The sequence below is a fragment of the Pseudomonas sp. MF08875 genome, from assembly GCF_059862525.1.
In genome coordinates this window covers 134,177-146,089 of sequence record NZ_JCBCUW010000010.1, presented here as the reverse complement: position 1 = coordinate 146,089, position 11,913 = coordinate 134,177, and the positions used below count along the sequence as shown (strand labels likewise).

The following is an 11,913-nucleotide window of genomic DNA, read 5'->3' as shown; positions in this document are numbered from 1 at the left end:
TTCCCGGGCCTTGTCTTGGGCCATCTCAGGGGCTTTATCGTAAATAGCGTCACCGGCTTTATCGGCGATGGCAGCGGCCAATACTCGGGTTTCAGGGTCAAAGTCGGCGCCGAGGCCGGGGTAGTAATAGGTGTGAATACCCTTTTCTTCGCGGCTATACGCCGCATCATAGAGTTTGAATATATTGGAGGCTGGCTCTGTCTTTTCAGAAAAGCCGAACCCATCAAAATAAAAACTGACCCACAGCACTTGCTGACATATAGGGCATAACTGCTCAGACTCGGACTTAATTCTGTCAAAAAAAACATCATCCAAGCTTAATTCGATATCATCCATCACTGCACCTCATTCTCAGACGACGGCATTATTTTTGGAGTACGCAAATCATCCACCCACTGCAACTGAGGAATTCCACTTTTCATAAAGTAGATTCGCAAATATCGAGAGCTTGAGGATTCTGGCTGCGGAATAGTTACCACGACAGTGTATTCCTCTAAGGGAGAACCCTTCCTGAAGGCTTCAAGAGTCGGTTCAAAACTCCAATACAAACTCACCTGTTTCCCTGGAGTCACCCGACAACCACATACAAAACCACCACCGCCACCATAAACGCCGTAACCCTCACGTCCAGAAGGACTTCCCGAACACCCAGATTTATTTTCCGCATCCAATCGGAACTTATGAAACTGCCGCTCATACTGGTTATACCCAGTAATACAAACCTCCTTCGAGGCAGGTGCAAAAATATCACCGCAACCTGCCAGCAACATCACAACCACACCAACAACTAATTGCTTTTTAGCCATCAATTACTCTCCTTCGGGCGGCGGCATAATTTCTGGCGCCCCCATGTAATCCACCCACTGCAACTGCGGAATTCCATTTTTCATAAAGAATATTCGGAAATAGCGAGAGCTTGAGGATTCAGGCTGCGGAATAGTGACCCAAGTAGAAAATTCCTCCCTGGGAATTCCCGCCTCAAGTTCCTCTAAGCTTCGCGCAAAGCTCCAAGTTAAACTAACTTTTTCCCCGGGAGTCACACGACACCCACATACAAACCCCCCGCCCCCACCATAAATGCCGCGCCCTTCTCTTCCTGATGGGTTCCCCGAACATCCAGACTTATTTTCTGCATCCAATCGAAATTTATGAAACTGCCGCTCATACTGGTTATACCCAGTAATACAAACCTCCTTCGAGGCAGGTGCAAAAACATCACCGCACCCTGCCAGCAAAGTCAGCAACAGGCCTGCCATCAGTAGTTTTTTATTCATTGTTTATCATCCTTCGATTGGCGGCATGATTCTCGGAGTACGTAAATCGCCCCACCCAAGTAAGCAGCGCAATCGAAACTTCAAACTGTCTTGATATCGTTCAACTAATTCTTGCAGCTTGAACGTGCTGAGCAACAGCCAGGTCAGCCGCAACAAAATTGCACCTATGTAATAACGCTGGGTTTTGCACGCCTGTGGGTGGGCAGGGAGTTGTGCCGCATCGCTGAATACGTTGGGCGAACGCGGGGGGCCGTTTTCGGTTTTTTTTGTGTGGGGAAGCCAGCGCGTCAGTGTGGTTTGCATCGGCAAGCCTTTTGGCAACGGTCAATAGGGCGGCGAAACCCGGTGCAGCAGGCATCCATCAACAGCCCTTCACGCCCGGGGCCCACAAGAACGCAGAGCGTAAAGACTGAACATCCTTGCGTAATGTCGGAGAATTCCCGTTTTCAAGACGGCCACTTCCTGATCCCCCTATTGGGTGCAATGTTCAGTGGGTGACTACGGGCGGCGGGGTGGGACGTGCGGCACCAGAAGGAAAGCAAGGCAGGGCCGGCTACGGATTAACCAAAAACACCTTGGGCTGCGGGAACAGGTTGTTCAGGGTTTCGAGCAGGCGTACGTGGTAGATGGGTTTGCGGAACAGGTCCAGCACTTGCAGGCGCAGCAGGTCGCTGACGTCGTCCATGTCGGCGTGGCCGGAGGTGACGATCACGGGCAAGTGTTGGCGCAGGGTGTGTTCGCGCAGGCGGCGGATCAGGGTGATGCCGCTTTCTCCGGGCATGCGCAGGTCGGTGATGACCAGGGCGATGTCCGGGTGTTGGGTCAGGGTTTGCAGGGCGCACTTGACCGAGGTGGCGGTGAAGCAGTGAAAGCCTTCGCCTTCGAGCAGTTCGGCCAGTTCCAGCAATGCCTCTTCTTCGTCGTCTACCAAAAGCAACTGCTGTCGCGACGAAGAAGAGGTCATGGGCGTGGCTCAACTCAAAGAGATGAAGGTGCAGGCACAACCGCCCACGGCTAAGGCACTGGTTTGCCACCCGGGGAGGTTCCGCCCAGGCTGGTGGTCACCGAGTTGAATTTATCCCACACGGCCCCGCCCAGCGGCGTGACGAACAGCACCAATACCACCGCCACCATGGCCACCAGCAATGCGTATTCGATGGCGGATGCACCGTCATCGCGTCTCAGAAAACGCCGCGCTTTGCGCAAAAAGTTCTGAAGGATCATTGGACTTCTCCTTATGCGCCATCGAGTGCGCTTGATACTGGGACTGCAACATGAGTCCTCTGTGCCACCTGAGCATTGTCAACAATCCCCCACCCAACAAGTGTAAGAACTGATTAATCACAAAGTATTAATCCAAAGGTTTGCACCAGCAAAACACCGTGGATAAAGGGCCAAGAACCCGCCGCCAATTATTTTTCGCGCAGTAATGGCGTTTTGGCTTAGCTGCACTACCTTCAAATAGCAAAATCGTTGCATGTTCATAGCTGCCTGATTGCCCGACTGGCCCGTTTTACGGCCGCTGAAGCAGCAGGAAAGGGAGAGCCGTCATGAACAGTCGAGTCACCATGGCCCTCGCCGGGTTGCTGTTGCTGGGCGCCGTATTCGTCGGCTACTGGGGCCTGATGCTCAACCGCCAACCCGAACCCGTAGCCGAGCCGGCCGCCCCGGTGGCCGTCAGCCAAACCGTGGAAAAAGCCGTTACCACAGCCGAAGACCAGACCCGCACACCAGTGGTGGTGCTGCTGCGCGATGTGCCGGCCTTTACCCCATTGACCGCCGAGGATCTGACCCTGGAAAAACTGCGCAACGTCCCGGCCGGCAGTCTTTCCAGCCTAGACCAGGCCCTGGGCCGCACCCCCTGGCGCACCCTCGCAGCGGGCACCTGGCTCAACGATGAAAGCTTCAGTGCCGGCGGCCCGCTGGCGCGGATGATCCACAGCAACGAGCGTGCTTTGGCCATGGCGGTGGATGAAGTCATCGGTGCCGGCGGCCAGTTGAACCCCGGCGATTATGTGGACGTGCTGCTGTTTTTACGCGCCGACGCGAGCAACCTGCAACAGTCGGTGCAAGTGGTGATCCCGGCCATGCGCCTGCTCGCCGTGGGCGAACAATTGGGCCTGACCAACGATGGCCAACCGGCCTCGCCGGCCACCACGGCGGAAGAAAAAATGAAGCTCGAACAGCGCCGTTATGGCGCGCGCACGGTGATCCTCGCCGTGCCGCAAAAGCTCCTCAGCCGGATGATGCTCGCCACCCAGGTTGGCACCTTGCGCCTGGCCGTGCGCAGCAGCGAAGAGAAAAACCTGGCGCGTTACTGGGCTGGTGAAAATGACAGTATTGGCACAATCGACGCAACCAACAGCCAACTGTTCCAGTTCACCGAACTGGCCATGGCCCGGGCACCCAAGGGCGGCATGGTCGCCGGCCCCGTCGCCAGCGGCGGCACCCCTGCGCCACGGCGCGGCATCGAGGTGATCCGCGGCAACCAGGCCAGCCAATGAACCCCTTGATCGAGCAAGGATGCATGCGCATGCAAAAACCTTCCTTCAGCACCACGCTTGGCGCCCTGATGCTCGCCGGGCTGCCGCTGCACACCGCCCTGGCCGCGCCTGCCAATTGCAGCTCCCTGGCCGGGTTGCCGGCGGTGCTGGAGGTGGGCGAGGGCCTGCAACAGAACATCGAATCTCCTGTGGCCATCACGCGCTTGGCGGTGGGCGACCCCAAGGTCGCCGACGTGCACCCCAACGGCGACAAATCCTTCCTGCTCACTGGCATGGCCAGCGGTGCCACCAGCCTGATGGTCTGGACCGGCTGCGCCAGCACCCCACGCCAGAGCATGGTGTTCGTGCGCGGCAAGGCCACCGCCGCCCTCACCCGCGCCGCCCTGGGCCCCACCGAGGACCCCCTGCTGCCCAGCCAGGTGCAAACCGATATCCGCTTCGTCGAAGTCAGCCGCAGCAAGCTCAAGGAAGCCACCGCCTCGCTGTTCGGCACCCGCGGCAACTTCCTGTTCGGCGCACCCAAGACCCTGCCCACCATCGACGGCGTGGTCACCCCCAAGCTGCCGGTGGACAACGGCCAGTTCAACTTCTCGTGGATCGGCGGCAAAACCATGGTGATGATTAACGCCCTCGAAGGCAGCGGCTTTGCCTACACCCTGGCGCGGCCCAGCCTGGTGGCCCTGAGCGGGCAGAGTGCGAGTTTCCTGGCCGGTGGCGAGATCCCCATTCCGGTGCCCAGCTCCGGCAGCGACAGCGTGTCCATCGAGTACAAGGAATTCGGCATCCGCCTGACCCTCACCCCGACCATCATCGGCCGCGACCGCATCGCCCTCAAAGTTGCCCCGGAAGTCAGCGAGCTGGATTACAGCAACGCGGTGAACATCGCCGGCACCCTGGTGCCGGGCCTGACCGTGCGGCGCACCGACACCAGCATCTCCCTGGCCGACGGCGAGAGCTTCGTCATCAGTGGCCTGATTAGCACCCGCAACAGCTCCCAGGTGAACAAGTTTCCGGGCCTGGGCGACATCCCGATCCTGGGGGCGTTTTTCCGCGACTCAGAGATCAAGCGCGAAGAGCGCGAACTGCTGATGATCGTCACCCCGCACCTGGTCCAACCGCTGGCCGCCGATGCGCGCCTGCCGTCGCTGCCGGGCGAGCAGATGCGCAACTACGACCCCAATTTCTACCGCATGTTCTTCCTTGAAAACGGCAACTTCGACAACCGCAGCGGGTTATCGCAATGAGCCAGAACCTGAGCCAGACGTTCCTCGCCATCACCCGCAACCCCACCGACCAGGAGTGGCTGCAAAGTGCCCTCGCACCGTTGGGGCAAGTGGTCAGCGCCGGCGGCGGCAGCCTCGACGAGTTGCTCGCGCTGGTGGACGTAACCTTCGCCAGCCTGGTGTTCGTGGGCCTGGACCGCGAGAACGTGGTGGCCCAGTGCGCGATGATCGAGGGCGCCCTAGAGGCCAAGCCGATGCTGGCGATCGTCGCCTTGGGCGATGGCATGGACAACCAACTGGTGCTCAACGCCATGCGCGCCGGCGCGCGGGATTTCGTCGCCTACGGCTCGCGGGCCAGTGAGGTCGCCGGGTTGGTGCGGCGCCTGGGCAAACGCCTGCCGCCGGTGGCCCACAGCACCTTGCTCGGCGGCCTCACGGTGCTCTACAGCACCCAGGGCAACGGCGACGGCGCGCTGATCGCCAGCCACTTGGCGCTGGTGGTGCAAAAGAGCGGCCAGCAAACCCTGCTGCTGGACCTGGGCCTGCCCCGGGGCGACTCCCTGGCGCTGCTGGGCCTGGAGAGTTCGTTCAACTTCGGCGATGCCCTGCGCCACCTGCGCCGCCTCGACGCCACCCTGATCGACAGCGCCTTCACCCGCGCCGAAGCGGGGCTGCGCATCCTCGCCTACGCCCCGGGCGATGAGCCCCTCAAACGCACCAGCGCCGCCGAGCTGTACATGCTTCTCAGCGCCTTGCGCCAGCATTTCCAGCACATCGTGGTGAACCTCACCGGGCAGTCGGACAGCGAAGCGCTGCGCACCTTCGTCAGCCACTGCGACAAGTTGCTGTGGCGCACCGACCAGAGTGTGCTGGACTGCCGGCGCAACCTGGCGGTGCTCAACCTGTGGCGCGAAAAAGGCATGAAGCTCGACCACGCGCGCCTGCTGGTGGACAGCTACCTGCGCAGCGTAGCCCCCGACGCCGAAACCCTGGGCAAGACCTTTGGCATGGAAGTCATCGCCGTGCTGGCCCTGAGCCCCGAGCTGCGCCTCAACGCCAAGAACCAGGGCGTGAGCCTGTTTGAACTGGCCCCGCGCGAGAGCCTCACGCAGAGCCTGCACACCCTGGGCGAACGCCTGGCCAAGCGCTCCGAAGGCCTGGCCAAACCCAAGGGCGGCTGGCTCAGCCGACTGCGAGGAACGCCCCCATGACTGGCGAAAAACTGTTCGGCGCGCCCACCGCCAGTGTCGGCGCCAAGGGCAATGCCGACCACGAAGGCCTGAAACTGGTGCTGCACCGCTACATCATCGACGCCATCGAGGAGTCGGGGAAAAACCTGCTCGAAGGCTCACGCCAGAACCTCGCGCAATTTGTCACCGATAAAGTGGCCGAGTACATCGCGCGCCTGCACCTGGCCATTTCCCGCTACGAGATGGAACGCCTGGGCGAAGAGATCGTCGACGAGCTCACCGGGTTCGGCCCCCTCGAAGTGCTGCTGCGCGACCCGGCCGTGACCGAAATCCTGGTCAACGGCCCGCACCGCGTGTTCATCGAGCGCGACGGCGTGCTGCACCTGAGCGACCTGCGCTTTATCGACTCGCACCACGTCGAGCGCGTGATGCAGCGCATCCTTTCGCCCCTGGGGCGGCGCCTGGACGAGTCCTCGCCCATGGTCGATGCACGCCTGCCCGACGGCAGCCGGGTCAACGCCATCATTCCGCCCATCGCCCTGGACGGGCCGTGCCTGTCGATCCGTAAGTTTCGCAAGGACATGCTCAAAAGCAGCGACCTGGTGGCGATGCAAACCATCGACCAGAACATCTTCGAGTTCTTCCAGGACGCGGTGGGCAAGCGCTGCAACATCCTTATCAGCGGCGGCACCGGCACCGGCAAGACCACCCTGCTCAACATCCTCAGCCAGTTGATTAACCCCCACGAACGCCTGGTGACCATCGAAGACGTGGCCGAGCTGCAATTGGGCCACCCCCACGTGGTGCGCCTGGAAACCCGCCCGCCCAATGCCGAGGGCCACGGCGAGGTCAAGGCCAGCGACCTGATCCGCAACGCCCTGCGGATGCGCCCCGACCGCATCATCCTCGGCGAGATCCGTGGCGTCGAAGTGCTCGACGTGCTCACCGCGATGAACACCGGCCACGACGGTTCCATGAGCACCGTGCACGCCAACAACGCCCAGGACGCCCTGTTGCGCCTGGAAACCCTGGTGGGCCTGACCGGCCGGCAAGTGGCCGAACGCACCTTGCGCCAGATGATCTGCGCGGCCCTGGACGTGGTGATCCAACTGACCCGTATGCCCGATGGCCGGCGCTGCGTCAGCGAGGTGGTGGAAGTGGTAGGCGTGCGCGACGACGTGTACGTCACCAACACCCTGTTCCGCCTCGACCGGCGCAGCGGCTTCGGCTTTTTGCGCGAGGCGCTCAACCCGGCCGGCGACAAGCTGCGCCGCGAATTCGCCCTGAGCCAGGACTGACCCGCGAGGTGCCGACCATGTTGCTGCCGTTGCTGCTGAGCGTGGTGTTTTTGCTCTTGGTGAGCCTGTCGATTCGCCTGTTCTACCAGGGCCTGCGCAAAACCGGCAACGAGCGGGTGATGCAGCGCCTGGCCCAGGGCCAACCGCAACTGGCGCCGGAAAAAGCCGCCTGGACCGGCCTGGAGCGGGCCTTCCTGCGCGCCGGCCTGGGCCGCCCCACCGAGCGCCTGGGGCTGTGGCTGGCGGCGTGGGCGCTGCTGCTGATGCTCGGGTTTGTCCTCGAAGGCTGGGTGGGCCTCTTGGTGCTGGTGGTGCTGCCACCGTTGGTGGTGCGCCTGGTGATTGCTTGGCTGTACCGGCGCCGGGTCAACCGCATGATTGCCCAATTGCCGCCGCTGCTGGACCACACGGTGCGCAGCCTCAAGGCCGGGCGCACCCTGGCCGACGCGGTGCTGGGCGCCATCGAGGCCAGCAACGACCCGCTCAAGAGCGCCATGAGCCGCATCCAGCGCAACGTGCAACTGGGGGTCAACCTGCCCGAGGCCGCCAGCGACTTCGCCGAACTCTACGAACGGGACGAACTGCGCCTGTTCGCCCTGGGCCTGAAGGTCAACCACCGCTACGGCGGCAACGCCAGCGAACTGCTGGAAAACCTCATCAAGATGATCCGCGAGCGCGAACAGGGCGCGCGCCAACTCGCCGCCCTGACCGGCGAAACCCGCATGACCGCCGTGGTTCTGGCCGTGCTGCCGGTGGGCATGGTCGGCTACTTCATGCTCACCAACCCCCACTACATGCTCAGCATGTGGCACGACCCCAGCGGCCAGCGCATGCTCATCACCGCCGTGGTGCTGCAAGTGTCGGGCTGCCTGGTGCTGTGGCGCATGTTGCGGAGTATCTGAGATGGCCCTGCTCGCCGCTGCCCTGATGGTTGTCGCCGCCCTGGCCCTGGCACTGCTGGCCCTGCTGGGGCAAAAACGCCGCGAACGCCAGGTCGCCCAACGCCTGCAAGGGCACCTGGTGCGCGACAACAAACTGGGCAGTTGGCTGCGCCTGTTGGGCGACAGCCGTTTCGGCCAGCGCTCGGTGAGCCTGGACAACGAAACCCAACGGCTGCTCAACCGCCTCGGTTGGCGCAAGGCCAGCCAGCGCTCGCTGTACGCCGCCAGCCAGGTCGGCCTGCCCATCCTCGCGCTGTGCCTGGTGCTGCTGGCGCAAACCCTGTTTTTCCCCAACATCGAGCACCAGTGGCTGGCGCCGTTCTTCGCCCTGTGCCTGGGCTACCTGCTGCCCAAACGCCTGCTAGCGGCAGCGGCCAAACGCCGGCAAAGACAGATCAGCGTAGAAATCGCCACCTTCATTCCCTTGCTGCGCATCCTGTTCGAGTCGGGCATGGCGGTGGAGCAAGCCCTGCGGGTGCTGAGCGTGGAAGCGCGACGGCTGCTGCCGGAGCTGACCCAGGAACTGCGCATGATCCTGGCCCGGGTCGATTCGGGCCTGGAGCTGGGCCATGAACTGAACCTGTCGGCCAAGTTGCTGGACACCGACGAATTCACCGACACCTGCGTGATCCTCCAGCAACTGCTGCACCAGGGCGGCGGCGCGATGAAGTCGCTGCTGGCCCTCAAGCAACTGCTCGACGACCGGCGCCTGACGCACTTGCAGGAATACATCTCGAAAATGTCCGCCAAGATGTCCGTGGTGATGATGCTGTTTCTGTTCCCAGCCTTGCTGATCGTGCTCGCCGGGCCCGGGTTCACCGCCATCGCCCGCGCTTTTTCCTAGAGGGAACACCATGAAAAAACGCCTGATGATCGCCAGCCTGCTACTGCTCGGCGGCTGTGCCAGCAACGGCCAGGCACCTTGGGCGACGCTGGGCGCCGCCAGCAGTTGCGGCAAATTGAGTGCCGACCAGGAACTGGCCCTGAACCTGGCCGACGACATGGCCCGCGACGGCAAACTGCACGCCAGCCTGGCCAACCTGCAAAGCCTGCCCGACACCCTCAGCCAGGTGCGCCTGAGCAAGGCGCGGGTGTACCGCTTGCTCGGGCGCGGCGAGGCCAAAGCGCTGTACCAGAGCCTGGCCGGCGGTTGCCTGGCGGGCGAGGCCGAACATGGCCTGGGGCAACTGGCGGCGGCCCGCGGCGACAACGCCCAGGCCCTGGCCCACTTGCAACGCGCCGCCAGCCTGGCGCCCACCGACGAGAAAATCCGCAACGACCTGGGCGTGGTCTACCTCAACCAACTGCGCCTGAACGAGGCGCGCTTTGAATTCCTCACCGCCATGGAACTCAAGCAAAGCGACTCGCTGGCGGCGGTCAACCTGGTGACCCTGCTGCTGTATCAGGACAACTGGGCGCAAGCGGGCGAAGTGGTCAGCCGTGCCGGGTTGAGCCCGCAACAATTCACCCTGGCGCAATCGCGGGCCGAGCAACTCAAGGCCGGCGCCAAACCGGCCCCCGTCAAACCCGAACATGTGGCGACCACCAGCCACTTGCCTGTGACCCAAGCGAACCAGGAGTGGCCATGAAACGACTCACCCTGCTGTGCTGCGCCGCGCTGCTGGCCCTGCCCCAAAACGGCAACGCCATCGAACCCGGCCCCGCCTCCAAGCAACAACAGGAAACCGAAGGCTGGCTGCACCTGCAAAGCAGCAACGCCGCGCCCTCGCCCACACCGCAAACCGCCAGCAGCGCCGAACGGGAACTGGCCATGCAGCGCTGGCTCAAGAGCTACGAAGACCAGATACCGGATTTCTATGATGCGGATGTGGGTGGGGAGATCAGCAAGTAGGACACAGGCACCCAGGCACTGTGGGCCCGCCCCCACACAAGGCACAGGCAAAACCAAAATACCGCTGACACCGCAAAACCCTTGTGGGAGCGGGCCCGCCCGCGATGGCGCCGGTACATCCCACACACCTCCACTGCCTGGCCTACCGCCGTCGCGGCCACAGTGGGCCCGCTCCTACAGGGAGGATGTACTGCTCAGAAATACAGCAGGCTCAATGCGCCGTGACTTGGTGGCGCATGCCCGAGCGGCTCGGGGAGAGGGCTAGGGCCAGTTGGGTGCGGTTGTGCATGTGGGTCAGGCGCAATACCTGGGAGACGTAGAGCTTCACGGTGTTTTCGGTGATGCCCAGTTCGCAGGCGATCTGGTAGTTGGTCTGGCCTTTGCCCACCAGGCGCGCCACATCCAGTTGCCGGGGCGAGAGTTGGTGGAAGATCGCCGGGATTTCGTCCGGCTCCGCCTCGTTGGCCATGGGCGCCGGCGTGCCGGGGCTGCGGCGCACTTTGTCGAGGTCCTGGTAGAGGCCGTCGATGGAGGTGGAGAGGTCTTGCAGCTTTTGGTTGAGGTGGCCCAGTTGCAGGGTTTTCTGTCGCTCCTGCAGGGCAACTTCCTGGCGTTGCAGGCCTTGCAGCAGTTCGTCCAGGTCGATGGGTTTCTGGTAGTAGTCGGCGATCCCGGCGCGCAGCGCCTTGATGACGTCCTGTTTGTCGGCACGGCCGGTGAGCATGATGGCCTCGAACGCCCGTTGTTTGCCGGCAATGCGTTGCAGCGCCTGGACCAGTTCGATGCCGTCCATGTCGGGCATGTGCAGGTCGCACAGCACCAGGCCGATGTCGCAGTCTTCGTTAAAGCGCTCCAGCGCCTGGGGGCTGGATTCACACGGCACGCACCGATAACCGCTGCTTTCGAGAAACTCGCAGAGCTCTTCGACAATCAGTGGCTGGTCGTCGACCACGAGCACTTTCACCTGGGACGTTAGCTTGTTCACGCGAAACTCCATGCCTGGCAAGCCTGGGAGGGGGCAGCCTCTTCCTGTACCAATAGCCATAGGCTGTATAGGGTGTGATTTCAAAGTAAACGCACTTTGCCACTCTGTACATAAAGCGGCCGGGGCCACGCGACTAGTGGATCCAGGCCAGGGATAGCAGCAGGCCCAGCAAGACGAAGGGCGCGAAGGGTTGGTTTTTTGACTCTTTCGGGTCGAGCCACCGTACGTGCGCCCTAACCCGTTGACTCATAAGCGGCCAGACTTTTGGCGCGATCAACAGCCACAGCACGCTGACCGCCCCCGCGCCAATGAAGGTGCCGAGCAGGTGCAGGGTGTCGGTGGCCAGGCCCAGGGCGGCCATCAATTTCACGTCGCCAGCGCCCATGCGGCCCATGGCGTAGCCGGGCAAGGTCATGGCCGCCGCCAGTAAAAAGGCGAATACGCCTTGCTGGGCGCTGGCACCGATCCACGTGGTGTCGTTCCACAACAGGTAGACCAGGGCCACCACTGTTGCCCCGAGGGTCAAGCCATTGGAGATCTGCCGCTGCCGAGCATCCTGCGCAGCACAAAGCGCCAGCCACATGAATAGGAAAAAGGTGTGCATCAGGTAAAAAACGTCCCTTTTTGCCGAATGATTCTATGCTGA

The 11,913-nt window shown here is 62.3% G+C and carries 16 protein-coding genes; 8 read left to right on the top strand and 8 right to left on the bottom strand.

Translation table 11 applies throughout. The annotated features are described in order from the left end of the window. From AC19YT_RS08350 to AC19YT_RS08325, 6 genes are all read right to left on the bottom strand, one after another. The coding region (locus tag AC19YT_RS08350; protein ID WP_500610082.1) for a hypothetical protein at positions 1–336 on the bottom strand (336 nt) is incomplete at its 3' end. After that, complete coding sequence (locus AC19YT_RS08345) at positions 336–806, bottom strand: hypothetical protein (RefSeq protein ID WP_500610081.1); 471 nt, start codon at positions 804–806, stop codon at positions 336–338. The genes AC19YT_RS08350 and AC19YT_RS08345, both read right to left, overlap by 1 nt. A 3-nt stretch (positions 807–809) precedes the next feature. Beyond that, the gene (locus tag AC19YT_RS08340; protein ID WP_500610080.1) at positions 810–1,274 is read right to left on the bottom strand and encodes a hypothetical protein; all 465 of its coding nucleotides are present in this window, start codon (positions 1,272–1,274) and stop codon (positions 810–812) included. Between the two features lie 6 nt (positions 1,275–1,280). After that, the gene (locus AC19YT_RS08335; protein ID WP_141234012.1) at positions 1,281–1,577 is read right to left on the bottom strand and encodes a hypothetical protein; all 297 of its coding nucleotides are present in this window, start codon (positions 1,575–1,577) and stop codon (positions 1,281–1,283) included. Positions 1,578–1,827: 250 nt separating this feature from the next. After that, on the bottom strand, positions 1,828–2,238 hold the full coding sequence (locus AC19YT_RS08330; protein ID WP_500610079.1) for a response regulator: 411 nt from the start codon (positions 2,236–2,238) through the stop codon (positions 1,828–1,830). Positions 2,239–2,288: 50 nt separating this feature from the next. Beyond that, positions 2,289–2,498 (bottom strand): Flp family type IVb pilin, encoded by a 210-nt coding sequence (locus tag AC19YT_RS08325; protein WP_095111042.1) that lies wholly within the window; start codon positions 2,496–2,498, stop codon positions 2,289–2,291. Between the two features lie 326 nt (positions 2,499–2,824). Here AC19YT_RS08325 and cpaB point away from each other — a divergent pair, with 326 nt between their 5' ends. The 8 genes from cpaB (at position 2,825) to AC19YT_RS08285 (ending at position 10,282) form a co-directional block, all read left to right on the top strand. Continuing rightward, positions 2,825–3,778: a Flp pilus assembly protein CpaB gene (gene cpaB / locus AC19YT_RS08320; RefSeq protein WP_500610078.1), complete on the top strand. Its 954-nt coding sequence runs from the start codon at positions 2,825–2,827 to the stop codon at positions 3,776–3,778. A gap of 68 nt (positions 3,779–3,846) precedes the next feature. Beyond that, the gene (locus AC19YT_RS08315) at positions 3,847–5,022 is read left to right on the top strand and encodes a type II and III secretion system protein family protein (protein WP_500610088.1); all 1,176 of its coding nucleotides are present in this window, start codon (positions 3,847–3,849) and stop codon (positions 5,020–5,022) included. Then, the gene (locus AC19YT_RS08310) at positions 5,019–6,212 is read left to right on the top strand and encodes a CpaE/TadZ family protein (RefSeq protein ID WP_095111045.1); all 1,194 of its coding nucleotides are present in this window, start codon (positions 5,019–5,021) and stop codon (positions 6,210–6,212) included. Before AC19YT_RS08315 ends, AC19YT_RS08310 begins: the two co-directional genes overlap by 4 nt. After that, positions 6,209–7,489 (top strand): TadA family conjugal transfer-associated ATPase, encoded by a 1,281-nt coding sequence (locus AC19YT_RS08305; protein ID WP_500600090.1) that lies wholly within the window; start codon positions 6,209–6,211, stop codon positions 7,487–7,489. Before AC19YT_RS08310 ends, AC19YT_RS08305 begins: the two co-directional genes overlap by 4 nt. 17 nt (positions 7,490–7,506) lie before the next feature. Further along, positions 7,507–8,391, top strand: coding sequence for a type II secretion system F family protein (locus tag AC19YT_RS08300; RefSeq protein ID WP_500610077.1), 885 nt, complete (start codon positions 7,507–7,509; stop codon positions 8,389–8,391). Between the two features lies 1 nt (position 8,392). Continuing rightward, complete coding sequence (locus AC19YT_RS08295) at positions 8,393–9,274, top strand: type II secretion system F family protein (protein WP_500610076.1); 882 nt, start codon at positions 8,393–8,395, stop codon at positions 9,272–9,274. A 10-nt stretch (positions 9,275–9,284) separates the two neighbouring features. After that, the gene (locus AC19YT_RS08290) at positions 9,285–10,019 is read left to right on the top strand and encodes a tetratricopeptide repeat protein (RefSeq protein ID WP_095111048.1); all 735 of its coding nucleotides are present in this window, start codon (positions 9,285–9,287) and stop codon (positions 10,017–10,019) included. After that, positions 10,016–10,282: a DUF3613 domain-containing protein gene (locus tag AC19YT_RS08285; protein ID WP_095111049.1), complete on the top strand. Its 267-nt coding sequence runs from the start codon at positions 10,016–10,018 to the stop codon at positions 10,280–10,282. The genes AC19YT_RS08290 and AC19YT_RS08285 overlap by 4 nt, the downstream gene beginning before the upstream one ends. Positions 10,283–10,493: 211 nt before the next feature. On the opposite strand, the gene AC19YT_RS08280 is transcribed toward AC19YT_RS08285, so the two are convergent. Both AC19YT_RS08280 and AC19YT_RS08275 read right to left on the bottom strand, forming a co-directional pair. Beyond that, entirely contained in the window at positions 10,494–11,267 is a 774-nt protein-coding gene (locus AC19YT_RS08280) for a response regulator transcription factor (RefSeq protein WP_500600085.1), read from the bottom strand. A gap of 133 nt (positions 11,268–11,400) precedes the next feature. Continuing rightward, complete coding sequence (locus AC19YT_RS08275; RefSeq protein ID WP_500610075.1) at positions 11,401–11,871, bottom strand: A24 family peptidase; 471 nt, start codon at positions 11,869–11,871, stop codon at positions 11,401–11,403. Positions 11,872–11,913 lie beyond the last annotated feature (42 nt).